Source organism: Microbacterium sp. LWH7-1.2 (genome assembly GCF_038397755.1).
Classification (GTDB): Bacteria; Actinomycetota; Actinomycetes; order Actinomycetales; family Microbacteriaceae; genus Microbacterium.
Genome location: NZ_CP151637.1, coordinates 3,689,303 through 3,713,396, shown reverse-complemented (window position 1 = coordinate 3,713,396; position 24,094 = coordinate 3,689,303). Strand labels below are relative to the sequence as shown.

At 64.6% G+C, this 24,094-nt stretch carries 24 protein-coding genes and 2 pseudogenes; 12 read left to right on the top strand and 14 right to left on the bottom strand.

Annotated elements, in window-relative coordinates; translation table 11 throughout:
- Positions 1 to 5: 5 nt before the first annotated feature.
- The 6 genes from MRBLWH7_RS17150 to MRBLWH7_RS17125 are packed head-to-tail and all read left to right on the top strand — an operon-like array spanning position 6 to position 5,594.
- Entirely contained in the window at positions 6 to 485 is a 480-nt protein-coding gene (locus tag MRBLWH7_RS17150; protein ID WP_341996688.1) for a hypothetical protein, read from the top strand.
- Positions 475 to 1,887 (top strand): amidase, encoded by a 1,413-nt coding sequence (locus MRBLWH7_RS17145; protein WP_341996686.1) that lies wholly within the window; start codon positions 475 to 477, stop codon positions 1,885 to 1,887. Before MRBLWH7_RS17150 ends, MRBLWH7_RS17145 begins: the two co-directional genes overlap by 11 nt.
- Entirely contained in the window at positions 1,884 to 2,891 is a 1,008-nt protein-coding gene (locus MRBLWH7_RS17140) for an ABC transporter permease (RefSeq protein WP_341996684.1), read from the top strand. The genes MRBLWH7_RS17145 and MRBLWH7_RS17140 overlap by 4 nt, the downstream gene beginning before the upstream one ends.
- Positions 2,888 to 3,751 carry an ABC transporter permease gene (locus MRBLWH7_RS17135; RefSeq protein ID WP_341996682.1) on the top strand — a complete coding sequence of 288 codons (864 nt, stop codon included), beginning with the start codon at positions 2,888 to 2,890 and terminating at the stop codon, positions 3,749 to 3,751. Before MRBLWH7_RS17140 ends, MRBLWH7_RS17135 begins: the two co-directional genes overlap by 4 nt.
- Positions 3,748 to 4,761, top strand: a complete 1,014-nt coding sequence (locus MRBLWH7_RS17130; protein WP_341996679.1) for an ABC transporter ATP-binding protein — start codon at positions 3,748 to 3,750, stop codon at positions 4,759 to 4,761. Before MRBLWH7_RS17135 ends, MRBLWH7_RS17130 begins: the two co-directional genes overlap by 4 nt.
- Positions 4,758 to 5,594, top strand: a complete 837-nt coding sequence (locus MRBLWH7_RS17125) for an ABC transporter ATP-binding protein (protein ID WP_341996677.1) — start codon at positions 4,758 to 4,760, stop codon at positions 5,592 to 5,594. Before MRBLWH7_RS17130 ends, MRBLWH7_RS17125 begins: the two co-directional genes overlap by 4 nt.
- Before the next feature lie 116 nt (positions 5,595 to 5,710).
- Here the strand turns inward: MRBLWH7_RS17125 and MRBLWH7_RS17120 are convergent, their stop codons facing one another.
- From MRBLWH7_RS17120 to MRBLWH7_RS17085, 8 genes and pseudogenes are all read right to left on the bottom strand, one after another.
- Positions 5,711 to 6,238 carry a hypothetical protein gene (locus MRBLWH7_RS17120; protein WP_341996675.1) on the bottom strand — a complete coding sequence of 176 codons (528 nt, stop codon included), beginning with the start codon at positions 6,236 to 6,238 and terminating at the stop codon, positions 5,711 to 5,713.
- 174 nt (positions 6,239 to 6,412) lie between these two features.
- Positions 6,413 to 7,003 carry a TetR family transcriptional regulator C-terminal domain-containing protein gene (locus MRBLWH7_RS17115; RefSeq protein ID WP_341996673.1) on the bottom strand — a complete coding sequence of 197 codons (591 nt, stop codon included), beginning with the start codon at positions 7,001 to 7,003 and terminating at the stop codon, positions 6,413 to 6,415.
- 125 nt (positions 7,004 to 7,128) lie between these two features.
- Entirely contained in the window at positions 7,129 to 7,593 is a 465-nt protein-coding gene (locus MRBLWH7_RS17110; RefSeq protein WP_341996671.1) for a DUF3237 domain-containing protein, read from the bottom strand.
- Positions 7,594 to 7,682: 89 nt separating this feature from the next.
- Positions 7,683 to 9,368, bottom strand: coding sequence for an amidohydrolase family protein (locus MRBLWH7_RS17105; protein WP_341996669.1), 1,686 nt, complete (start codon positions 9,366 to 9,368; stop codon positions 7,683 to 7,685).
- Between the two features lie 38 nt (positions 9,369 to 9,406).
- On the bottom strand, positions 9,407 to 10,894 hold the full coding sequence (locus tag MRBLWH7_RS17100; protein ID WP_341996667.1) for an ABC transporter substrate-binding protein: 1,488 nt from the start codon (positions 10,892 to 10,894) through the stop codon (positions 9,407 to 9,409).
- 577 nt (positions 10,895 to 11,471) lie between these two features.
- Positions 11,472 to 12,271, bottom strand: a pseudogene (locus MRBLWH7_RS17095) (leucine zipper domain-containing protein); the annotation flags it as partial.
- Positions 12,272 to 12,425: 154 nt separating this feature from the next.
- The gene (locus tag MRBLWH7_RS17090; protein ID WP_341996664.1) at positions 12,426 to 14,570 is read right to left on the bottom strand and encodes an acetate--CoA ligase family protein; all 2,145 of its coding nucleotides are present in this window, start codon (positions 14,568 to 14,570) and stop codon (positions 12,426 to 12,428) included.
- A gap of 503 nt (positions 14,571 to 15,073) precedes the next feature.
- Positions 15,074 to 15,796: a cupin domain-containing protein gene (locus MRBLWH7_RS17085; RefSeq protein WP_341996663.1), complete on the bottom strand. Its 723-nt coding sequence runs from the start codon at positions 15,794 to 15,796 to the stop codon at positions 15,074 to 15,076.
- Here MRBLWH7_RS17085 and MRBLWH7_RS17080 point away from each other — a divergent pair.
- Positions 15,763 to 15,954 (top strand): hypothetical protein, encoded by a 192-nt coding sequence (locus MRBLWH7_RS17080; protein ID WP_341996661.1) that lies wholly within the window; start codon positions 15,763 to 15,765, stop codon positions 15,952 to 15,954. The genes MRBLWH7_RS17085 and MRBLWH7_RS17080 overlap by 34 nt on opposite strands.
- Before the next feature lie 57 nt (positions 15,955 to 16,011).
- On the opposite strand, the gene MRBLWH7_RS17075 is transcribed toward MRBLWH7_RS17080, so the two are convergent.
- From MRBLWH7_RS17075 to MRBLWH7_RS17065, 3 genes and pseudogenes are all read right to left on the bottom strand, one after another.
- On the bottom strand, positions 16,012 to 17,064 hold the full coding sequence (locus tag MRBLWH7_RS17075) for an isocitrate/isopropylmalate family dehydrogenase (RefSeq protein WP_341996659.1): 1,053 nt from the start codon (positions 17,062 to 17,064) through the stop codon (positions 16,012 to 16,014).
- 16 nt (positions 17,065 to 17,080) lie between these two features.
- Positions 17,081 to 17,554 carry a tripartite tricarboxylate transporter permease gene (locus MRBLWH7_RS17070; protein ID WP_341996657.1) on the bottom strand — a complete coding sequence of 158 codons (474 nt, stop codon included), beginning with the start codon at positions 17,552 to 17,554 and terminating at the stop codon, positions 17,081 to 17,083.
- Positions 17,548 to 18,193 (bottom strand): annotated as a pseudogene (locus MRBLWH7_RS17065) (tripartite tricarboxylate transporter permease). Before MRBLWH7_RS17065 ends, MRBLWH7_RS17070 begins: the two are co-directional and overlap by 7 nt.
- Between MRBLWH7_RS17065 and MRBLWH7_RS17060 the strand changes: the two are divergent.
- From MRBLWH7_RS17060 to MRBLWH7_RS17045, 4 genes are all read left to right on the top strand, one after another.
- Positions 18,075 to 18,383 carry a hypothetical protein gene (locus MRBLWH7_RS17060; protein ID WP_342002199.1) on the top strand — a complete coding sequence of 103 codons (309 nt, stop codon included), beginning with the start codon at positions 18,075 to 18,077 and terminating at the stop codon, positions 18,381 to 18,383. The pseudogene MRBLWH7_RS17065 and the gene MRBLWH7_RS17060 overlap by 119 nt on opposite strands.
- A 197-nt stretch (positions 18,384 to 18,580) precedes the next feature.
- Positions 18,581 to 19,480: an N-acyl homoserine lactonase family protein gene (locus MRBLWH7_RS17055; RefSeq protein WP_341996655.1), complete on the top strand. Its 900-nt coding sequence runs from the start codon at positions 18,581 to 18,583 to the stop codon at positions 19,478 to 19,480.
- Positions 19,384 to 19,665 (top strand): SDR family NAD(P)-dependent oxidoreductase, encoded by a 282-nt coding sequence (locus tag MRBLWH7_RS17050; RefSeq protein ID WP_341996654.1) that lies wholly within the window; start codon positions 19,384 to 19,386, stop codon positions 19,663 to 19,665. Before MRBLWH7_RS17055 ends, MRBLWH7_RS17050 begins: the two co-directional genes overlap by 97 nt.
- A complete protein-coding gene (locus MRBLWH7_RS17045) occupies positions 19,563 to 20,168 on the top strand; it encodes an SDR family oxidoreductase (protein WP_342002108.1) in 606 nt (201 codons plus the stop codon). Before MRBLWH7_RS17050 ends, MRBLWH7_RS17045 begins: the two co-directional genes overlap by 103 nt.
- An 85-nt stretch (positions 20,169 to 20,253) precedes the next feature.
- Here the strand turns inward: MRBLWH7_RS17045 and MRBLWH7_RS17040 are convergent, their stop codons facing one another.
- Positions 20,254 to 20,640 (bottom strand): RidA family protein, encoded by a 387-nt coding sequence (locus MRBLWH7_RS17040; protein ID WP_341996651.1) that lies wholly within the window; start codon positions 20,638 to 20,640, stop codon positions 20,254 to 20,256.
- Positions 20,641 to 21,126: 486 nt separating this feature from the next.
- Between MRBLWH7_RS17040 and MRBLWH7_RS17035 the strand changes: the two genes are divergently transcribed.
- Entirely contained in the window at positions 21,127 to 21,294 is a 168-nt protein-coding gene (locus tag MRBLWH7_RS17035) for a hypothetical protein (protein ID WP_341996650.1), read from the top strand.
- 63 nt (positions 21,295 to 21,357) lie between these two features.
- On the opposite strand, the gene MRBLWH7_RS17030 is transcribed toward MRBLWH7_RS17035, so the two are convergent.
- Both MRBLWH7_RS17030 and lpdA read right to left on the bottom strand, forming a co-directional pair.
- Positions 21,358 to 22,587 carry an acyl-CoA dehydrogenase family protein gene (locus tag MRBLWH7_RS17030; protein ID WP_341996649.1) on the bottom strand — a complete coding sequence of 410 codons (1,230 nt, stop codon included), beginning with the start codon at positions 22,585 to 22,587 and terminating at the stop codon, positions 21,358 to 21,360.
- Positions 22,588 to 22,693: 106 nt separating this feature from the next.
- Positions 22,694 to 24,091 (bottom strand): dihydrolipoyl dehydrogenase, encoded by a 1,398-nt coding sequence (gene lpdA / locus MRBLWH7_RS17025; RefSeq protein ID WP_341996648.1) that lies wholly within the window; start codon positions 24,089 to 24,091, stop codon positions 22,694 to 22,696.
- Positions 24,092 to 24,094: the final 3 nt, after the last annotated feature.

Here is a 24,094-nt window from a genome sequence, read left to right as displayed (position 1 = left end):
CGTGGGTGACGACAATTCAGACCGCGAGCGCCGAGTGGCGCGACGTTGCGAAGTTGGTCGGCAAGAGATTCGTCAGCTCCTGGATCGGCGTGTCCGAAGCGGCTATCGAGCACTTCGAACAGGCCGCCTACCTCGCCCAGGAAGATGCGAAGTTCGACCTTTCGGCTTACCCGGAAGGACTAGTCGAGGGGTTCCACCTTCTCGCGCTCCTCGACTATCTGGTAGGCCAGGTGTCCTTCATCGAATCAGATCGTTGGGAGGGTTGGAACTATGGCCTCGACCATGTTCGATTCACTCATCCCGTCACGACAGCGGATCGCGTGAGGGTTCAGGGAGAGATCAGCGGGTTGGACGATCGCGGTTCGGCGGTGCTCGTCACCTACGACTGTCAGATGGAAGTCGAAGGAGTATCGAAGCCGGCGCTGGTGGCGACCTGGAAGGTCCTCTGGAGAGTCGACGAACGGGAGGCCGGCCGTGGCGAATGAACTCGCCTGGCTCGACGGGCACGAGATCGCCACACTGATACGCGAGCGCGAGATCAAGCCCAGTGAGGCCGTCGCCGCGTCGCTGGCGCAGATCTCGAACCACGAGTCACAAGTCAACGCCTTCGTCACAGTCATCTTCGAGAGGGCGATGAGCGCCGCCGAACGGGCGGACAGGCGCGTGATGCAGGTCGACGCGCACGAATTGCCGCCGCTGTTCGGCGTCCCGCTCACCGTCAAAGACCTCGCGCCAACCGCTGGCGTGCGCACGACGTTCGGCAGCACCGCCTTCGCGGACCATGTGCCCGAGGAAGACTCCATCTCCGTGGGCCGCCTGCGCGGTGCTGGCGCCATTCTCATCGGTAAGACGACCACACCCGAGTTCGGGATGCTGGGCGTGACCGAAAGCGCGTTGACGGGTGTGACCAACAATCCCTGGAGGCTCGGCTACACGGCGGGCGGCTCGAGCGGCGGCGCCGCTGCGGCGATAGCCGCGGGTATGGCTCCGCTCGCGTGGGGCTCGGACGGTGGTGGCTCGATTCGGATTCCGGCCTCCTACTGCGGTGTCGTCGGGCTGAAGCCTTCCATGCGCTGGATCCCGGGCGATCAGCCCTGGGATACGGCTGTGACGGACGGGCCCTTGTCGCGAACGGTCGCCGACATCGCGCTGATGCTCGAGGTGACCGCAGGATTCGATCCACGATCCCCGCATTCGACACCGATTGCGCGGAAGGATTTCGTTGCGGCGACCTTATCGGCTCAACCGGACCTGTCTGGGGTGCGGATCGCCGTCGCACTGACTCCCTCCGCCGGCCCGGTGGCTGCGGAGGTCCGAGAAGCTGTGTCAATGGCAGTCGCTCGCCTCGCCGACGCCGGCGCCATCGTGTCGGAGATCGGACTGGATCTTCCCGATCCAGTCGAGTACTTCATCGACTTCTGGGGCCCCTTCTTCCTCGCTGAGGATGCACCCTTGCCACATCCGGCGATGCGAGAAGTCCGTGATGCAGCACGCCGAGTAACGCTCGAAAGCTACTTGCACGCGTGCACCGTGACACGCGGCCAGATCACGCGCACCTACAACGACGTCTTCCGAGATCATCATTTCCTCATCACGCCCACGAGTCCGGTAGCGCCCTTCGCGCACCCCGGCGCGCGGGGAGGGGCGACTCACGTCGACGAGATCGCAGTGCGCTATCCTGCCATCGACTTTCACCGATTGACCGAGTCAGCGTCCCATGCGGGCATTCCTGCGATCACTGTGCCAGCCGGATTCGGCGCGGAAGGATTGCCGATCGGCATGCAGCTGCACGCCCCTCAGCACCAGGATCTCGAGCTGCTGCGTCTTGCGCGGGCTTGGGAGCAGATCGCTCCTTGGCGAGACATTCACCCGGAGTTCCTGCCGTGACCACGGTGACGAGCCGCGTGCAGGCCGCCGAGAAGAGGTCCGGAATCGACCGTGGGAGGACGATCCTGTCAAACGCGTGGCGATGGATCATCGGGCCGATCACCACCATCTTGCTTACCTCGTTCGTGGTGTTCGCCGCGCTCACACTCACCCCCGGTGACCCGGTGACACAGATCCTCGGGGGTAAGGCTTCCGCCGAGCAGCGGGCCCAACTGCGGGAGCAGCTCGGGCTGGACGATCCGCTCATCGTGCGTTACGCGAATTGGCTCGGGGGATTCCTGACGGGAGATCTGGGAACCTCTTACACGTACAAAGATGCAGTCGGTACGGTACTGCTCCCCCGCATCGAGACGACGGCTTCTCTCGTGGTCTATGCCGGGATCCTCATCCTGATCGTCGGGATCGCGCTCGGCCTGGTCGGAGGGCTCAGCACCAAGATCAAACCCGTCATGGTGGTTCTGATCGCCGTTCTCATCTCGATTCCCAGTTACGTCGCCGCCACGGCCCTTCTTGGCGTGTTCGCGGTCAATCTGCGCTTGTTCCCGACCTATGGAGCGGGTGCGCCGGGTCCGGACCGCATCTGGCACCTCACATTGCCCGCAATAGCGTTGTCGATCGCATGGATCGCGTACATGGCGCAGATCTCGATGGCAGCGGTCAGTGAGCAGCGTACGAACGAGCACGTCCGTACCGCGGAGGGTCGCGGTCTCCCGCGTTCGCTGATCATCCGTAAGCACATCCTTCGCAACGCCGGAATCCCCATAGTCACCGCAGCCGGGTTGACGCTCGCGGCGCTCGTCGCCGGCAGCGTCGTGGTGGAGAGCGCGTTCACCATCGACGGAGTCGGGTCGCTGCTCGTGCGGAGCGTCTCGAGCAAGGACGTACCCGTGGTGGCCGCAATCAGCGTGCTGATCGTTGCGGTCTTCGTCGCGATGATGACTCTCGTCGACCTCATTCACTTCGCGATCGATCCAACCGCTCGACGAGGAAGGCGCGCCACATGAACCCGGTTATCACGACCCCGGCGACTCCAACGCTGGCGCACACCAGACTGCGGCTGCGCGCCGCAGATCCTTACCTGTTGATCCTGATCCTCTTCTGTGTGGCTCTTCTCAGCGTCGCGATCCTGGGTCCTTGGATCGCGCCCTATCCGCCGGACGCCACCGACATCCTGGCAGCCAATCAAAGCCCCTCCCCCGCTCACGTCCTCGGAACGGACTCTCTCGGGCGCGATATCTTCTCTCGTTTGCTGTGGGGCGCGCGCATCAGCTACGCGGCGGCTGCGCTCATCGTCGTCTTCAGCATGCTCAGCGGCTGCGCCCTCGCGGTGCTCTCGGCCTGGTTCGGCGGGGCCGTTGACGCCGGGGTGGGCGGAACGCTCAACGTGATGATCGCCGTGCCCGGCATCCTTGTCGCCCTCATAGCTGTGACTATCCTCGGCACTGGGTTCTGGGCCCCGGTCATCGCTATGTCGATAGCGAGCGCCCCGTATGTTGCCCGCATCATCCGGTCGTCTGCCTTGGTGGAGCGACGGAAACCCTACATCGAGGCGCTCACGCTCTCAGGCGTCTCGTCGGCTCGGATCAATATGCACATCGTGCGCGGGCTGAGCTCCCTGATCCTGGCCCAGGCCACGTTCAGCTTCGGGGTCGCCCTGCTCGAGTTCGGGGCGCTCTCGTTCATCGGACTCGGTATTCAGGCTCCAACCGCAGAGTGGGGTGCGATGGTCGTAGCCGGAAGGTCCGAGCTGCTATCCGGAAACATGCAGCAGACGTTCGCGGCCGGAGCGATGATCGTGATCTCCGTGGTCGCGTTCACTTTGCTGGGCGATCGACTCGCCCGCGTCGTCGGGAGGGCGGCATGACGATCTCTCTGGCCCGTGGCGCGGAGTCCCTGTTGTCGGTGCGCGATCTGCGCGTAGAAATGCGAGCCAAGGGCAACACCACCCCGATACTGCGGGGCGTCAACATCGACGTGAAGCCCGGCGAGGCTCTCGGGATCGTCGGCGAGTCCGGCTCTGGAAAGTCGATGACCATGCGCGCCATCATGCGGCAGCTGCCGGCTGGGATGGTCGCCTCGGGTCGCGCTGACTTCCGCAATCAGAGCATCTTCGAAATGGATCGTCGCCAACTCGTCGACTTCCGGGCACGGCGTGTAGCGATGATCCATCAGGATCCGCGAGCGCACATCAACCCTCTCTGGACCGTGGGCGACTTTCTCGTAGAGGCGGTGGTGGCGACGCGGGCAATGCCTCGACGCGCTGCGACCGCACGGGCGCTTGAACTCCTTGCAGAGGTGGGGGTGCAGGATCCCGCACGTCGTATGTCGCAGTACCCGAGCCAGCTATCCGGCGGCCTGCTGCAACGAGTCATGATCGTTGCAGCCCTCATGACCGAGCCCCAGCTCATCCTTGCCGACGAGCCGACTACCGCTCTCGACGTCACGGTGCAAGCCGAGGTGATGAGCATATTCGCCGACATCACGAAGACTCATGGCGTGGGTTTGGTGTTCATCACTCACGACCTCGACCTCGCGGCCGCCGCCACGGATCGGATAGCGGTGATGTACGCAGGGAGAATCGTGGAGGAGGGTCCGTCCGAGCGGGTGACAGAGCATCCCCGGCATCCATACACGGCCGCGCTTCTCTCTTCCCGCCCGAGCGCCAAGGTGCGCAGACTCCCGCTGAGTATCCCCGGCGTCCCGGCGTCCGCGGCAACGGCCGGCCACGGCTGCGCGTTCGCAGACCGATGCGCGTTCACCATCTCGAGCTGCTACGCCACAGACCCACCGCTCACCGAGGCGGCGACGCAGCAAGTCAGCGCCTGCATTCGTTCTCACGAATTGTCGCCAGCGATCGAGGGAGTGAACACATGACCGACGCACTCGTGACGGCTGAACGCCTGACGAAGAGTTTTCACACGGCTTCAGGATCGGTGAGAGCAGTCGACTCCGTCTCGTTAACCATCTTTCCGGGCGAGTCGCTCGGCCTGGTGGGCGAGTCGGGGTCAGGGAAGTCGACGACGGCGCGAATGATTGCGGGGCTGGAACCGCCCACCTCGGGCGAGATCCTGTTCCGAGGTACTCCTGTGCGACCGCCACGCAACCTGGCTAGTCGTCGTGTCCAGGCAAGACGTGCGCAAATGGTATTCCAAGATCCGTTCGGCTCACTGGACCCGCGTCAGCGGCTGGGCAACTGCCTCGGGGAGGTCATCGCGGTGAACGGCGCCCCCGCCGGCTTGTCCCGCGCGGAGTACGTTGCTCAGCTGTTAGAGCGGGTCGGGCTGGAAGAACGGCATTCACATTCCTACCCTCGCGCGCTGTCGGGGGGCCAACGCCAGCGCTTTGCCATCGCCCGCGCGCTCGCGCCGAGCCCGGAGCTCGTCATTCTCGATGAGGCAGTCTCCGCGCTCGATGTCAGTGTCCAGGCACAGATCCTCAATCTCTTGGTCGAACTGCGGCAGCAGAGTGACGTGTCATACCTCTTCGTCTCACACGACCTCGCGGTTGTGCGACAAGTCTGCGATCGGGTGATCGTGATGCGCCACGGTGAGATCGTCGAGGAGGGCGACGTCGAGGCCGTGCTCACCTCCCCCTCACACCCATACACGCAACGGCTTGTGGCGTCTGTTCCCAGCCGGGGCTGGCGTCCGCCGGAGCGGATGCGGGTCGCGCGACGCGACGCGTCCCCAGAGCGAGGGCGTGTCTGACAAGTGTTGGGCCCGGGCGATCGATCTCGGCGCGCAGGGTCGGCACAACTAGCGTGATCTACCGTGGACCAAAGGCCGGTGAACAACCGGTCCCGACCGGGGCGCCGCCCGTCATCTCACATCGGCGACTCGTACTTGTTCCCATGGGAGTCACGAATCGGAAACGTGTCGTAGACGATGTCGAGGTACGTGATCCGATCGCTCTCAGGAGCGAAGTGAAACAGATCCATGACTTTGAAGCTGATCAATGTGCCGTCCCTCACAGTCCAGTCGTACTGGAAGTAGGCGACAGCGTTGGGCGCCCCACTCTCGCTGAGGAAGATGTCGATCGGCGTGATCACGTTCGTTTCGGATGCCTGCGCAAGGCGATCGAAGAACGGTTCGGCGGCCATCTCGCCCAAGAAGGGAGAGCGCACCTTTCCAGCCGCAGTGAATAGCCCAGCAATAGTGACATAGTCACTCCGGCCAAGCGCATCCATGTATGTCTGCAGAACCTGCGCATACGACATGTCGCGAACTCCTTCCATCGGGGCTTTATCGGGCAACCTTGCGTTGGGGGGTGCTTGGTGATCCGCGGTCAGTGGCGACTCCACTTCAGTCTCCATCGCGATTTCGCCCGGGGCAACCTCGAGCGCGTCGGACAACGGTGCGCTCGTTTTGCTAGGAGGCTCGCACATCAGCTCCACACACGTGCGCTCAGTGAGCACGTGCCTCTCACGATTGTCGGAAGGGCTGGCGGACCACCTCTGCCCGTTGACCCCCGAGCCTGTGACGGGGCCCGTCGCAGCCCTCACCAGAAGGCGGCCACTACCTACCGTCTACCCCTGCGCCCTCATGCGCATCAGGCCAAGCGCGCTCAGTCCCAAGTCGACGACGTGGAGTTGCCGTTCCGGAGTCCAGATCTCGGGGTGCTCGACGGCAGAGAGCACAGCACCGTTGACAAGGGCACGGAGGAAATCAATCGCCCCGCGAATCTCAGCTGGGGCAACGAGCCCCTCGAGCCGCTCCTCGAATGCCGCGCGCGCCTTCGCCTCCATAGATGCGAAGAACCGCGCGATAGCAGGATTGTCGGCCGAGTGAACGAGCGCGACTCGGCAGCGCTCCACATCGACCTCCTCAGGGGTCTGGGGGACCATCCAGAGCAGATAAGCACGGAGATCCTCGATCTTGTTGCTGCCCGCCGGAATCGATGCCAGATCTTCGTCGTAGTTCGTGGAGAGCTCGTCGATGATTCCCTCAAGGAGCGTCTGACGGTCTGCGTAGAAATGTGTGACCAACGTGATCGAGCCATTCAGCTCGCGTGCAAGCGCCCGCAACGTCAGACCATCGGGTCCGCTCCGGGCGAGCACACGCATCGCCGCGACACTGATCTCGTGCTTCCGCTCCTTGTGGTCCACGATCTTGGGCATTTCGGTCGGGTCCTCCGTTCGAAGTCCTGATGCTGCCGCTCGCCGTTCCATGAGCGACCGCTGGCCGCCCGGCGGCCCAATGCTAGCGGCGATGCGTCTCGAAGATGCTCGGAACCGCTCTGCAGCTAAGCGAGCAGGTAGACGCGGATACGGATCTGGCCTTCCTCATCGCGTGCGAAACCCACGAACTGACTCTCTGCCAACCACCGATGCGCTGGCGCATCAGTACGAAACGTGAACGCTGTGCGGAAGTAGTACTCGTTCTCGTCGACTCGTTCCCCCGCATCCAGCCGCCGTTCAACATCCGGGCTGGCCCGGAAGTAGCCACGATTGACGATGTCGATGATAGAGCCGTCCTCAGCGCGGATGAGATAGCGTGCTTCGACCTGCGTAGTGTCCAGGCGCTTGGTCGACCAATCGCCACCGCCGGGCACCACGGATCCTGAGAGCCGGGGGCCGCAGATGCGCCCACCGGTCACCGGTGTGAACCACAGCTTCTCATCAGGGCCACGTCCGATGTGCCAGCCTTCCTCGACATCGATGAAGAGTTCGAAGACGAACTCCAGAGCGGGACTGGGAACACTGGTCACGGGAACTCCTTGAGTGGGGTGCAGAATCAGAGGTTGACGGGGAGGACGCGCGACAAGTCACCGCAGCGTCCGCGTTGCGATCGCGAATGTCACAGGGATCCCGAGACGACGCGTCCGTCGAAGACCACGGCGGTCGGTGTGACCTGAGCGAGTTCGAGGGAGGGCGTCGAGAACGGGTCGCGGTCGAGGACGACGAGGTGCGCAGGCTTCCCGGGCGAAATTGTGCCGAACTCCTTCGTGATCCGAAGCTGCTGCGCGGCGTCTGACGTGTAGCCCCGAAGGAGTCTCTCGATGCCGAGGGCGGAACCGGCTTGAGGGCGTGCCGCCGCGGGCCATCGGGAGGGATCTAACGGTGTTTCGGGATCCACGCGGGTGGCCGCGACCTGCATTCCGAAGAACGGGTCTGCCCGATGAAGTTCGGCACTGGAGACGACGTCGCTGGAGAACGTCAGCGTCGCGCCGGCGTCCGCGACAACCTTGAAGTCGTACATACGGTTCCAGCGCGCTTCACCGAGGTGGTGGATCGCTTCGTCGCCGAAGTACCCGCCCGACCAATGATTCGTCCAGTTGATGATGATCCCGAGTTCAGCGGGGCGACGCATGTCCGACGGATCGATCAGCTCGCAATGGGCGAAGGTGACCTGGATATTCCACGGATGGTCAGTGCGTGCTGGTGATCGCTGCGCCCGTTCGACCGCATCGCACGCCGTCCGGAAGGCGCGGTCTCCCACCATGTGGATATGAAGATCCACTCCGGCGCGGTTGCACAGCTCGAGGCACTCGCTGAGTTCGTCCGTCTCCATTTGGATCGCGCCGAACTCGCCCGAGTTGTCGTCGCTGAGCAGCGGCTCGAGAACCGCGCCGCTCCCCAGTTCGTTCGTGCCGTCCAAGAACAGTTTCACGGTGCGGATCCGTGTCCGCTCTGACACCCGCTTCGCGTCGAGGTGACGCACCGACTTCAAGGCGTCCGGGAGGTCGGCGAGCGATCGGAATCGGATCGCTCCCTCATAGTGCATTGGAAGATCGCCCCGCCGGTCGATCTCCACCATCGCGTCGATGACTTCTGGGCTTTCAATCAGCGCGTCGAAGATCGCCACCACTCCCTTGCTCGAGAGGAACTCGAGGACCGGAGTGATCGTCTCAGGCGTGGGATACTCGGGCGGCGACCAACCGAGCGCCTCGTACATGACGGGCAGAAGGGGGATGTGCGCGTTTTCGAGGACCAAACCAGTCGGCTCCCCCGACTCGCTGCGGACGAATCGTTCAAGGCCAGCGGGTTCGGGATCGGGCGTCCCCTTGTCGATCCCGAGCATCTCGAGCATCCGACTGTTCACCCAGCTCGCGTGGTCCCCGGCGTCTTGACACAGCACCGGACGATCCGAGATCGCCTGGTCGAGCAGCTCCTTAGTGGGAGCCCCTTCACCGAACACTGCCGGCGAGTAATACTCGAAGTACAGGTACGGCCACTCCTCCTTCGGATGGAGCTGACCGTAGTGACGGATGAACCCGAGGAGCTCGTCCAGATCATCCGTGCGCGGGAGCGCGATGTGCCATTGGCTCATGGCCACCAGCGCAGGGTGCGAGTGCGCATCGATCATTCCAGGAATGATTGTCTTCCCGCCCAGGTCCACAACCGGAAGTTCCCCCCAATCGGGAGAATCGGCGCGCTCTCCCACCCAGTCGACACGGCCGTTGCGGACGATGAGAGTGTCGCCGTGGGGCACGGCCTCGTCGGAGGTTCGAACTATGCCGTTGGTGAGAACGTGGTTCACCATCGGGCGAGCACTCGAAGGATTCGATGTGGGAACGGTCCTCATTGCGCCGTCACCCCGCCGAGATACGCGATCGCGGGCATTGACATGTAAGCGAACGAGGTGATCGCTCCCCCCAGACGAGAATTCACAAACGTCGTGGTGGAAAGACTCAACAGCGGGACGGTGGCGGAGGAATCCTCCGCGATGTCCTGAGCTTCGACGATGAGCTCTGCTCGACGATCCGCGTCGAGCGTCCCGCGCGCCTCCTCGAGAAGCGCCGACACCGAAGCATCGCTGAAGTTTGTGTAGTTGTACGGAGCACCCTCGGACAAGGTGAACCCGAGCGGCTCGAGCGGCTCAGCGGCGGCGTTGAAGGAGGTCCCGATCATCAGATCCAACCCGAGCCGCGTACGCGTCGGTTCGTCGTACGCCGCGGTGGCGTAGTCGAGCGGCTGAATGTCTTTGATATTGATGTTGATACCAACTGCCTTCGACTGCTGCTGAAGGAGTTGAGCGACACTCGAGATCGTCGCCTGACCCGCTGGAATGCCCAGCACAAGGGGATCGCCACTGTAGGACGACTCGTCAACCAGCGACTGAGCCCTGTCCGGATCATACTGACGTTGCTCCGCCCACTTGGCGTACGCCCCGGAATAGGTCTCGCGCTGCGCGTTGGGCCAGGTGCGCGGCGTGAGCACGGTGTACAGCGGCTCGGCGGCACCGTTGTAGACCGTCGCTGCAAGCGCCGCGCGATCGATGCTCTGTTGCAGTGCCCGCCGCAGGTCGACCTCGGCGAGGGGTCCGTCGGGGCGCGCAACGTAGAGCTGCAGACTTTCCATCGAAGGCCCGAAGACGAGACTGCCTGCGGAGGCGTCCTTGAGAACCGGGATCGCGGACGGATCGATCTGGTACGAGCCGTCGATCTCGCCTGTGGAAAGAGCTTGCGTCGACGCCGTGCTGTCGGTGACGAAAGTGAACTTCGCTCGCTCTACGAGCGACGGAATCTCCTTGTTCCAGTACGCGGGATTCCTTTCCAGGACGATGCTGTCGCCGGGTTCCCAGGAGGCGAGCGAATACGGGCCGCTGCACATGATTCCGCCCGTGGGTGTTCCGAACGCCGATCCGACGGTTTCGGCGTATTCACGTTCCACGACCGAGCCGGCGAACGTCGCCATCTCGGCATTGAACATGACGTCGGGCCGAGAGAACGTCACCCGCACCTCACGTTCTGTCGTCGCCTCGATGTTCGCCACGTTGGCGAAGAGAAACGACGTGATCGAAGCGGGGTCAGCGGCTCGCGTCAGACTGAAAACGATGTCGTCAACCGTGACGGGGCTGCCATTCCAGAAGGTCGCCTCTGGTTCCAGCGTGTAGATGAGCGTGAGCGGGTCCGGTGCCGCGAAACTGACGAGATTGGGACGCAGGTTGTAGTCCTCGTCAATTGCGAGGAGGGGATCGCAAAGATTTGAGACCACCGTCGCTCCCGAGTACGTCGCCGCGTCCTTCGGATCCAGCGTGGGTGGCTCGCCTTCGGGAAGATTCCACACTATTTGAGAGACTGATTCCTGCCCCGCAGGCATTCGGCTGAGCACCGGAACCTCTGTGGTGGTCTGTGGTGCTCCGGGCGCGCATGCCGCCGAAGCGAGGGCTACCATCCCGCACAGCAGGAGCGCGGCCGATCCGCGGTGCGCGGTACTACGCCGACGCGGTTGATGCCGCCACATCTCTCGCTCCATCTTCCCGCCCACCTTCGTCGTTTGCGTTGGTCACTTTTATAGAACAGTTGCTATGTAAAACGCAACCAGTCGCCCTACGCTGAACTCCATGAGCAGTAGCAGCAGCACCGGTGTTCACGGTCGAACGGTCGTGCTGGCCGGGGGAACCAGCGACGCCGGATTCTTCGCTGCAACTGCGCTCGCGGCCGCGGGCGCTCGTGTCGTCGTGATGGGTCGCGACGCCGAGAAACTTGTCAAGGCCAAGTCCCTGGACCCGCGGATCGCCACTGCGCAGGCGGACTTGACCGAGGAAGAAGAAGTGTTCGCGCTCGCGGACCCCTGCGGGAGCGATTCGGCCCTATCGATGGACTGCTGCACCTTGTCGAGGGGTGGCGCGGAGGGGGTGGCCTCGTCTGCGGCCGGTAGGAACGGGTCTTCTTAGGCCGGATGCCGAGCTCGTTGCAGGCGTCGCGCCAGGCGTGCGATCTGTAGGCGGCACCGTTGTCGGAGAGCACCCGTTCGACGATCACGCCGCGGCTGGCGAACCATGACGTCGCCCGGCGAAGCACCCCGACAGCAGTCGCCGCGGTCTCGTCGTCATGAATCTTCGCGTAGGCGAGGCGGGAGTTGTCGTCGATCACGGTGTGCACGAACGCATGCCGCATCAGCACGCCACTGTGTCTGGGGCTGCGCTCCTTGCCCGGTGTGGCGGATCGGTTCCGATCGCCCTGCTGCTTTCCGACCATCCGCCAGCCGCCGCCGTCAGGGATGTTGCCGAGATTTTTCACGTCAACGTGGATCATCGCGCCCGGATAGGCATGCTCGTAACGGCGGATCGGCTCCCCTGCGCACATCGACGTGCCGCAACCGGTGCAGCCGACCCCGGACGAGAACCGCATGGACGGTCGAGGCCGGCATGCCGAGCACGCCGCCGATTCCGACCAGACCGAGCCGCTTCTTCCGACGCAGATGCACGATCCGCCGCACCGTCTGCGCAGACGCCCGGTTCGGGGACCGGTGCGGGCGCGAAGACCTGTCCTGCATCCCCGCGGCACCCATCGCCGCACCCCGCTGAGCCCAGCGGTTCGCGGTCGGCCATGAGACGTGGAAGAACACCGCCGCGTGCGCGACAGGCCACCCCTCGTCGACGATCAGCCTTCCGATCCGCAAGCGTTGGATCGGAGTCAGGGCGGCCCTAGCGTGGGACATCGAGGGCCTCCTCGTCGGAACGGAACCTAAGCAGCTCCACTCCAACGCAGGAGGCCCTCTTCACACCCGAACGACTACAGCGAGTCGTCGCAGATCAACCAACGTCCCTGGGCAGTACGCCTAGACGGCGTACCGTCTAGGCGTCCGGGTCGCCTCAAGCGCGCGGCGTAGGCACGAGCAACACGTCCACAGCGAACGCTCTGCCGGTTTCCGGATCGATGAGGACGGGATTGGCCTCCAGCTCGGCGATCAGTCCGCTGAAATCCTGCATGAGCCAGGACACTCGCACGACGGTGTCGATCAACGGCCCGTGGTCGATGGTCGGAGTGATGCCGCGGTAACCATCGAGCAGCCGGCCGAGCCGGGTCTTGCCGAGGGCCGCCTTCACAGCGCCGGGCGAGGCAGGAGCGAATACCGATTCGGCATCGCGGAGAAGCTCGACAAGGACACCGCCGAGCCCCACGCCGACCGTCGCGCCTATGGCCGGATCTCTTACGGCACCGACGATAGCCTCGATGCCGGCTGGCAATTGGCGTTGGATCTCGGCACCGATCAGCGCTGCGTCAGGCCTTGACTTGCGGATTCGCTCGAACATTTCAGCCCACTCGGTTCGCAGCGCTGCGGAGCTTGCGATCCCGACAACCACTCCCCGGACATCCGTGCGGTGTGGGATGTCCGGCGAGTCGACTTTCAAGACGACGGGGTATCCGGCCGCGTCCGCCCAATCCACGGCTTCTTCGAGTGAACTCGTCCTCAACGACTCCGCCGTCTTGATGCCGTATGCGAACAGCAGCCTCTCGCCGACGTCGTTGGCGATTCTGCCGCCGGAAGAACGTACGAGATCTCGGAGTTCCTCGAGTTCCCGACCGTGCGGGATACCCGCCGGCCTCGACGCTTCTTTGGATGCCGGCGCAAGGGCTGCAGCCGCGGCGGCGATCGCCGTGAGGGCGTTGCCGATCCCTCGAATGTGAGGAGACGGATCGTCCGTAGAAGCGATGCGGCTCGGATGGATGGAAAGAGACGAACTCGAAGCAAAGACGAACGGCTTGGCGTGCCGCAGAGCTGCCGCGCGTGCGTCAGCCACGATGTCATCCTCGTAGCTGATCTCGACATCGTTCAAGCTAGCCTGGGAGTCGGTGACAACGAGCACGACATCGACCGTCGGGTCATCAGCGAGCAGATCGAGACAGCGGCCGTACCACTCGTCCTCAGCGGCCTCGCTGCCGCCTGCGTCGAGGGGGTTGTTGACCCCTGCGCCCGGTAATGCTTCCTGAAGTCTCATTCGTGTTTCAGCGCTCAAGGGAGCGAGAGTCACCCCCGCAGAGTCCGCCAAATCGGCCGTGAGGGCGGCTTGACCACCGGAAATCGTGATCGCCGCAACTCGCGCGCTTCCAAAGGGCTTGTCGCGATGATGCGCGAGCAACTCCAATGTGGCGGCGAGCGCGTCGTAATCCTTGACAAGCGGCACGCCGATGCCATCGAAGTAGGCCGCGACGACGCCGTCCTCGGACATCATCGCACCGGTATGCGCGACCGTCGCGCGGGCGCCCGCTTGGCTTCGACCCACCTTCAGAGCCACGATCGGCTTACCTGCCTCGCGAGCCCTGGCGACGGCCCGCGCGAAGCGCTCGGGCGCGCCCACAGACTCGATGATGAGGCCGATGACGCCTGTCGCTTCATCGTCGACGAGGTAGTCGATGTATTCGGCGGTGGTGATGCACGCCTCGCTGCCCGTGGACACCACGTGCGTGAATCCCACGCCGGTCATCGAGCGCGCCACGAAGATGGCGCCGGAGCCAGACTGCGAGATCAGAGCGACCGGACCGGCAGGAAGCCCTGCGAGAATTCCCTCATCGGCCCACAGCATCACGTCGTCACCGACGTTTATCAAGCCCATGCAATTCGGCCCGTGCACCGGCATGCCGGAGTCACGCGCGAACGACGCGAGTTCGAGCAGGTCACCCGCAGTCATTCCCACGCTCATCACGAGGGCCGCTCGTGCTCCAGCTTCGCGCGCGTCACGCACTGCGGCGACCACCGCGCGCGGACCCACCGCGACGACGACCAGGTCCACCGGCCCGGCTGCCCTCGCCGTTGTCACCGCGTCCACACCCTCGATGGACCCCCCCGCCGGGTTGATGACAACGATCCGACCGGGGTACCTGCTGGCGCGCAGGTTGCGGATGACCTGGTTACCGGTTGCGTACGAACGTGAACTGGACGCACCGATGATCGCGACGCTTGCGGGCTTTGCGACTGCCGCAAGCGAAATCGGGAGGGCACATGTGTGCTCGGCCACAGAAGACCTTTCGAGAGTGAACAACGATCTCTTGATTATGCCGTGTTTTTACATCATCTGCTATAAAAAAAACGGGACGCATCGGTTCCGAACGGCGATACGCACCGCGTGCCGCCGGCTCGTCTACGAGAAGACACGCGATGGTAGCAAGGCGCTGGTCGGGCGTGCGCGGATCCGCCGTATACCCTACGACGATGCGCGTGCTGCGCGGCCCCGTGTAGATCAGGCGGATGCCGGTGAGGCGCCGGTACCGGACGCCGGTCGTCCCCCACTGCCGCGAACACCCGGATGGAGCTCGTGCTGGTACGCCGGTTGCCCATGCTCACGGTCCCTCGCCACTACGATGTGGTCGGCGCTGAACATCTCCACCTCGTTAGTCGCAGTCGAGCACGCCTCGGCGGCGACCGCACGTTCGCCGTCAATGACGATGCGCGCGCCCAACCCGGGCTCGTCGATCGCCCCAAGACGTGCGTCCTGGGGATACTCCCTCTCCTTGAGGGGTGTCAGAAGGCGGTCAGGACATGGCGGGTGTGCTCGACGGTGGGGGTGCCGTCGATGTGGTCGCCGATGAGTTCACGCCAGCGGGTGAACGCGGGCGAGTTGCGGAATCCCACGATGTGGCCCTCGATGCTGTTCCAGGCGACGGTGAGCCGGTAGCGGGTGGGGTGCTCCTCGGAGCGGTCCAGGGAGAAGGTGCGAGCCCCGCCGGCGGTTTGAAACAGCGGGGCGGCCTCGGCGACGGCGTTCTCGAACGCGTCCTCGTGCCCGGCCTTGACGTTGATGACGGCAATCTCTCGCACCACTCGCGGGACGTTGCTGGTCAGCTCGGCGGTCCCCTCGCCGTCGACGCGGCCGTGTTCGCCGGTTTCGACGATGGTGCGGGTGGCGTCCAGGGATCCGTAGGTCCAGAAGATCCGCATGTCCTCGGCTTCTGACGCGTTCTCAAAGTGGTGGGCGACGTTGGCGGGCACGAAGGTGGTGTCGAACGTGCGCAGCGCAGTGCGTTCCCCGTCGATGTCGACGACGGCGTTCCCCTGGATCACCATCACCGGTTCGGCGACGTTGTGGACATGATGGGCGATCTGCGCACCCGGTCCGAAGATCGTGATGCCGTTGAGGTAGGTCGTCGCACCCCGCGCGGCCGTAACGAGCGGGATGGTGCGCGCCCCTCCCAGCCGACTACGAGGCCCGGGTGGCGACCCTCGTCTCCGAGGTGAAGGCGACACCTCTCGCGCAGGGTTTCGACAAAATCTTCTACCCCGGAGAGCTCGAAGACCGCACGGCTGAGCGCACCCTGCAGGAAGGCGGGATCGTCCTGCCGGAGCAGACGATCGTCGATCTGCAGCGCGTCGCGGCCGAACAAGGCGTTCCAGCTCCGTTCTGATCGGTCAGTCAAGAAGGGTGGCCCCCCGCCAGACGGCGGGGGCCACCCTTCGCGCGCTCAGTCATGGAGCGCGCGCACCACCTGCTCGCTGAACTCGCGCGTTGACAGCGGCCCGTCGAGGTCGCCGGTACGGGTCGAGGGATCGGCCAGCGTCGCCTCCACCGCGGACTCGATGTCGGCCGCCGCCGCAGTGAGGGACGCGTTGTCGTCCCGGCGTCCGCGCCAGTCCAACAGCATCGCAGTCGACAAGAGGAGTGATGTCGGGTTCGCGATGCCACGGCCGACAATGTCGGGCGCAGAGCCGTGCTGCGCCTGCGCCATCGCCAGGTCGTCGCCGACGTTCAGCGACCCGCCCAGACCGAGGCTGCCGGACAGCTCGGACGCCTCGTCCGAGAGGATGTCGCCGAACATGTTCGTGGTGACGATGACTTCGAACGAGTCCGGCCGACGGATCAGGGCGGCGGCAGCAGCATCCACGATGAGCTCATGCAGCTCGACGTCGGGGTATTCCTCCGCCACGCGCCTCACCTCGCGCAGGAACAGCCCATCGGACAGTTTCACGACGTTGGCCTTGTGCACCGCCGTGACCTTCTTGCGTCGGTCCCGGGCGAGCTCGAAGGCCGCCCGGGCGACCCGTGCGGAGGCGCGGGCGGTGACCTTGCGGATGCTGAACGCACTGTCCCGGTCGGGCATGAACTCCCCCGACCCCGCGTACATGTTCCGGTCGGAGTAGAAGCCTTCGGTGTTCTCGCGCACGATGACCAGATCCATCGGGGCACGCAGGATCGACATGTCGAATCGTGACCGGCAGGGCCGCACGTTGGCGAAGAGGTCGAGTTGCACGCGCAGCTCCGCGGATGGGTTGTATCCGCCCTCTGCTTTCGGTGGGTATTCGTGGTGCGAGACGGGGCCGAGGATCACCCCGCTGGTGTATCTGAGCTGGGTCAGCACCGACTCGGGGAGGGTAGGGCCGACCTCAGCGAAGGTCTTCAGTCCGATGTCGGCGATTTCGATGTTCAGTGCGAGCTCGTGCTTCGAGTCGACTGCGCGGAGAACTTCCAGTGCTGCGGTAGTGATCTCGGGGCCGATCCCGTCGCCGGGTAGAACCATGTCCAGGGTGTCCTCCTTACTCGTCGTCTGACTGCTCGGGAGTGCTGGGCTTGGCGTCGGCCTTGGCTTCGCGTCGCACGGTGCGCTTGTCGACGGTTCGCAACGTCGCCGTTGCAAAGCCGGTATCGATCTCCTCCACACCGACCTCGGCCTCCACCCGACGCTCCCACCGCTTGAGGAAGCGCGGGATGATCGCGACGGCGATGACGATCAGGTAGCAGGCGATCGAAAACGGTGATGCGATCAGCGCGGACGGATCGCCGTCGGAGATGGCCAATGCGCGGCGCAGCTGCTGCTCGGCGACCGGCCCGAGGATCACGCCGATGATGAGCGGCGCGATCGGGAAGCCGTACTGGCGCATGAAGTAGCCGAGGGTGCCGACGATGAGCAGGATCCACACGTCGAACACAGAGCCGTTGATGCTGTACGCGCCCAGCAGGGCGAACGTGATGACACCGGCGTACAGATAAGGCGTCGGAATCTTCAGCACCTTGGCCCCATGCCTACGAGCGGCAGGTTGATCACGAGCAGCATCAGGTTGCCGATCAGCAGCGCGGCGACCAGACCCCACACCAGTTCAGGCTGCGTGTCCAGGAGACGAGGGCCCGGCTGGATGCCGTACTGCTGGAACGCGACGAGGATCACGGCAGCAGTTGCCGAGGTCGGAAGGCCCAGCGCGAGGAGCGGCATCAGGGCGCCGGCGGCGTTGGCGTTGTCCGCGGCGTCGGGACCAGCGACGCCTTGGATCGCACCGTGCCCGAACTCTTCCTTGTTCTTGGACAGCTTCTTCTCCGCCGCGTAGGAGAGGAACGTCGGCACCTCCGCGCCGCCGACCGGGACCGCCCCGAGAGGCCAGCCGATCGCCGTGCCACGAAGCCACGCCGGCCAGGACCGCTTCCAGTCCTCGCGCGACATCCGATGCTTGCCCTTGTTGATGGCCATGACCTGCGGCTTGCCCTGGCATCTTCGCTGCGAGGTAGATCGCCTCTCCCATGGCGAAGAGTGCGACGATGATGACCACCGTGTCGACGCCGTCCAGGAGCCGCGGGATGCCGAACGTGAAGCGTGCCGCACCGCTATGGGCGTCGAAGCCGATGAGGCCGATGACGAGGCCGAGGCCGACACTCACGAAGCCGCGCGAGGCGGACGCGCCGAAGCAGGGCGCCGACGGTCATGAAGGCGACGATGATGAGCGCGAGGTAGTCCGCAGGTCCGAGCAGGATGGCGACGTCGACCACGTATCGGGCGGCGAATGCAAGCGCAGCGGTGGCGATCGTGCCGGCAGACATGCGGCACTAGTGTTCGGCCTGAACCGTTAAGGAGGAGTGGACGTGCAGCCTACACGACGACTGGGTGCATTCCACTCCCGATGCGGCCGCCGCAGGCGGAGTGAGGCCGCCAGATCAGGCGTTGCCAACCACCCGGAGCACGTATAGCATTACTGCACGCATAGGCAGTGGTTTGCTTATGCAAACGATTGCATAGCCCGACAACCCGAGAAAAGGCCGGCCCGATCATGAGCGAACGCAAGACCGATTACGCGATCTACTCCCTCGAGTTCTGTCAAGGAACGATGCCTCACGACTTCTTCGGTGGGTCCGGCCCCTTTAGCAACCAGGGCACCATCCGCATCCCGATGCTGTACACCCTGCTGATCGGCGGCGAGGTGGGGGGCAAGCAGCACGTCGCGCTCGTGGACTGCGGGTTCAGGAACGACTACTGGCTCGACCGCTACCCGTTCCAGAGCTGGGAGAGCCCGGCAGAGGTTCTCGCGAAGGTCGATCTCACCCCCGAGGACATCGACGTCATTCTCGTGTCGCATATGCACTTCGATCACATGGGCAACTTTGAGGCGTTCCCCAACGCACAGCTGTATGTCCAGTTCGACGAGTACGTCGGATGGTCTCAGGCAGTGGACTACGCCAACCAGATGCCCACCGACGCGGACCGCGCCTGGATCTTCTCGTCGTTCGATCCCACCGACCTCGCACGCGCGTCGAAGGGAATTGCCGACGGCCGCATCCGCTTCGTCAATGGCGACGCCGAACTTCTCCCGGGTGTGACCGCGCGTCTGGCTCGCGACTCGCACACGTTTGGATCGCAGTGGTTCAAGGTGGAGACCCAGAACGGGCCGTTCGTCGTCGCCGGTGACACCGTGTACTGGTACTCCAACGTGGAGCAGATGTGGACCCCCGGCTACGGTCAGGGCAACAACTTCAACCTCATCCGCCTCTACAAGACCCTCAAGGACGAGCTGAAGGGCGAGACGAGCCGAATCATACCGGGGCACGACATCGACATCGTGCAGCGTCGCAAGTCGTGGGTGACCGAGAGCGGCAACTACGTGATCGAGGTCAATCGCCTCGAGGGCGAGGCATCTCGAGCGCCCGCACAGGGCGGCACGCTCCTGACCTGATCGTCGGCGGCTCGAGCGGAATCGGACTCGAGCTGGCGAAGGACCTGAGCGCGGGCGGCGACAAGGTGATCGTCACCAGTCGATCGATCGCGTCGGCCGAGCGCACGTCGGACGAACTCGGCAACGGCGCCCAGGGCTTCGCTCTAGACGTCTCCCCGAGCCGGAAGGCATCGCGAACCAGCTGAAGGATGTCGGGCGTCTCGACGGTGTCGTCCTCAGCGCGATCGAACGGGACGCCAACACGATCCGAGAGTTCGACATCGCGCGCGCACGGCGGCTCGTCACCCTCAAGCTTCTCGGCTACACCGAGACGATCCATGCCCTCCTGGATCGACTCGAACCATCCGTCGCGACGGGGATCGTCCTGTTCGGAGGGCGCGCGAAGGATGCCCCGTATCCTGGATCGACCACGGTTTCGACCATCAACGGCGGCGTGGATGGTCTGATGAACACCCTGGCGCTCGAGCTGGCCCCGATCCGGGTGAACTCCCTTCACCCCGGGATCATCGGCGACAGTCCCTTCTGGGCGTCGAAGTCGGACTCCGTGCTCGACGGGTACCGGACGCGCACGTCCGGCCGTGAGCTGGCGACGATGGAAGACATCGTCGACGCGACCAAGTTCCTGCTCTTCAATAGGGGCGTGTCCGCACATAACCTGAACATCGACCGCGGGTGGCGGATCAGCTGATCCTCGTCGTCGCATGAAGCGCCCGCCCGCTGCTCGGCAGGGGCGGGCGCTCCGCGTTGTCGGCTTCGTGCGTCTCACCGAATGGCTACACCGCAGCGACCACGTCGATCTCGATCGTCGCGCCGTTGTAGAGCGAGTGGACGCCGATCAGAGAGCTTGCCACCAGCCCCGCAACCTTGACGATGGCATCGCGCGTCTCACGGTAGATGGCGAGCTTCTCCTGGTCGAGATCAGTGACATAGACGTTCACGCGAACCAGATCCTCGTAGGTCGCCCCCGCGGCGCGGAGGGCGCGCTCTACCTCGCCGAAAGTCAACTCGACGGCGCGCGCGAAGTCCGTCGGCGCGGAACCGTCAGACTCGAAACCCACCTGGCCGGAGATGAATACAAGGTCACCGGCCGTGACACGCGTGCTGTCAGCGATTCCCGGGACAGCGGGGGCCGGGATCCGGCTGATTCGTTCGTTGGCCATGAACTTTTCCTAGGTCGGATGCGAGCGCACCGGGGTTTGGGTCTCTGGCGTGGCACACTCGGCCACACCAGGGCACACCGCGCGGTGGTGGGTCATCGTGCTCGACGCACCTACTTATTCGTCGCGTCCGTACACGATGTAGAACGGAGCACTGGCTTCGGGGAGAGCCGAGTTGCTGCTAAGGACGTGCCACCACCGGTTGTGGTAGACAACGGTGACGGGTCGACGTGGTCGGCCCCGTCTCGAGGTTTCCCTTCAATCGCTTCCACGATGATCAAAGTCGACCCATGGATGTCGACTCGCTGCACAACGCGTCCGCGCAACCAGGTTGCCGCCGGATAGTAGGGCTCCCCGGTCGGGAGGCGCCCCAATCGACGTCGTGTCCGAAACGCTGCGCACCGGGGCGGGCTCGCAGCTTGGCGAGCGCGACCTGGTCGGAGGGCGAGCAGATGGACGACGACGGTCTCGGCCCTGAGGATGGTCGGCGTGCCGGACGATATCGCTGACGCCGAGAACATGAGCGTCGGCGGATCGATGGCGATGGACGCCACCGATCTCACCGTCATCGCAACCGGTCCATCGCCGGTATCCGCCGTGATGACGCGACGCCCGCGGGATGGGATCGGAATGCGAACCGGAACTGGTCAGCTGTGATCCCCGACTTCTCGGGCATGAACGACATCAGCGGCTCCCGTTCTTGATCCTCAAGGAGGACACCTACACGATGGGCAGCACGAACCGGGCGTCGTGTTCCCGGCCGAGCAAGATCTTGCCGTACGCCTCGTAGCCGCTTGCGGCCAGAATGTGGCCGTGGCTTGCGGCCGTGGCCTGGTCTCGCCAGATACGCTGCAGCGGTGACATGTCGGCGAACCCGCCGGAGCCATGGGCACTGATCAGGTCCTTGATCATGTTGGCGATGGTGTCGACGATCCATCCCGCCTTCGCCCGCATCTCGATGCGCTTGGCGTAGGGGGCGTAGTAATCGTCTACGGCGGCCGCGTAGATCTCGTCGGCGATCTGCTGGGCGACGAGTTCGGCAGCATTCAGCTCCACGTTCGCCTTTGCAATGACGGACTGGAATATCGCGGAGTCCGCCTGCTTCTCATAACCCGTGTATGCGATCGCCTTGCGCTCCGACATGGACGAGACGAAGTCGATTGCGGCGCGGCCCATGCCGAGATGCGGTCCCACCAGCTTCATGAACAGCGAGGGGATGAAGACCGTGCGGTACGAGGCCTCGGGGTTGTCGCCGAGGTACCCGCCTTCGACGGCCGCGGTGAGCGGAAATACACGGTGGTGGGGCACGAAGACGTCCTCGGCGATCTGCGTGACGCTCGCGGTTGACTTCATTCCTGCCACGTACCAGTTATCGTCGTAGCTCAGCTCCGAGGTAGGGATCAGAGCGAGACCTGCGTCGACGACTTCTCCGGCGCCGTTCTTGATCGGGATGCCCAGCAGAGACCACGTGGCATGCATGCTTCCGGTGCCGTAGGCCCACTTGCCGGTGACCCGATACCCACCTTCGACCGGGACGGCGTCGGAGGTCGTCGCGAGAACGATCGAGATGAGGGAGTCGATACCGCCGGCGGCCCCCCAGACGTCCTCCTGCGCCCGCTCATCCATCAGGCCGGTAACCCAGGCACCTGAATCGAGGATGCCGTTGACCCATGCGAGGCTGCCGTCCCCGCGGCCGATTGCGCGCGAGACTGCGTGTGCCTCGCGTGTGTTGGCGGCAAGGCCGCCGAACTTCTCCGGCACGGAGATGGTGAAGGCTCCCGTCGCAGCCACTGCGTCGAACACGTCCTGGGGAATCCGTCGGTTCTCATCGCCCTCACCGCCACTCTCGATGAGTTTCGGGCGCAACTCATCGAGCTGCTCGACGATCGCCGCTATCTCGGGTCGGACTACTGCGTTTGCCATGGGTAGCTTCCTTTCTCCCTTTGGCACTTGGGATCCTTCACCACACCACCACAGAGCGCTCGACCATCGTGGTGCGTACCTCGCCATCGAACCCCACGTCCGAGAACCCGTCTTTCCTGCCCGTGACTGATCTCTAGAGGTTGATCGTGTGGCCGGCGAGGCCATGGAAGGCCTCCTGCACGGCCTCCGACAGCGTCGGGTGGGTGTGGACGTTGCGCGCCGCCTCCAGAGCGGTGAGGTCCCACTTCTGCGCGAGGGTGAGCTCGGGCAGGAGTTCCGAGACGTCGGGGCCGATGAGGTGGCCGCCGAGCAGCTCGAGGTGCTCGCCGTCGGCGATGAGCTTGACGAAGCCGATGGGCTCGCCCAGGCCGTTCGCCTTGCCGTTCGCCGAGAACGGGAACTTCGCGACCTTGACGTCGTAGCCGGCGTCGCGCGCCTGCTGCTCGGTGAGCCCGAACGAGGCGACCTGCGGCGAGCAGAACGTCGCGCGCGGCATCATGCGGTAGTCGCCGAGCGTCATGGTCTCGGCCTTGCCGATGGTCTCGGCGGCGACGACGCCCTGCGCCTCGGCCACGTGCGCGAGCTGCAGCTTGGCGGTGACGTCGCCGATCGCGTAGATGTGCGGCACGTTGGTGCGCATGTGGTCGTCGATGTCGATCGCCCCGCGTTCGGTGAGCTTCACGCCGGTGTTCTCGAGACCGAAGCCCTCGACGTTGGCGGCGAAGCCGATCGACATCATGACCTTGTCGGCGTCGATCGAGCCCTGGCTGCCGTCCTTGGCGGTGTACGTCACGGTGACCTTGTCGCCGTGGTCGGTGACCGTCTCGACCTTGGTCGAGGTGAGGATGTCGACGCCGTAGCTCTTGTACTGGCGCGCGATCTCCTTCGAGACGTCCGCGTCCTCGTTCGGCAGGGCACGGTCGAGGAACTCGATGATCGTGACCTTCACGCCGTAGTTCACCATCACGAAGGCGAACTCCATGCCGATGGCGCCGGCGCCGACGATGACGATCGACTGGGGCAGGTCGCGCGCGAGGATCTGCTCCTCGTACGTCACGATGTTGCCGCCGATCTGCACGCCGGGCAGCAGCCGGACCTTCGAGCCGGTCGAGATGATCGCGTTGTCGAACGTGACGCGCTCGGTGGTGCCGTCGGCCTTCTTGACGTCGATCGTGTTCGCGTCGACGAACGACCCGCGGCCCTCGTACTCGTCGACCTTGTTCTTCTTCATCAGGTAGTGGATGCCCTTGACGTGGGTGTCCGCCACCTTGCGGCTGCGGTCCCAGGCGACGCCGAAGTCGAAGTGCACATCGCCCGAGATGCCGAACAGATCGGCCTTGTGGTGGAACTGGTGCGCGAGGTCGGCGTTCTTGAGCAGAGCCTTCGAGGGGATGCAGCCGACGTTGAGGCACACACCGCCCCAGTACTTCTCTTCGATGATGGCGACCTTGAGGCCGAGCTGCGAAGCGCGGACGGCTGCGACGTAGCCGCCGGGCCCCGCGCCGAGGATGGCGACGTCGTAATGAGGCATGCT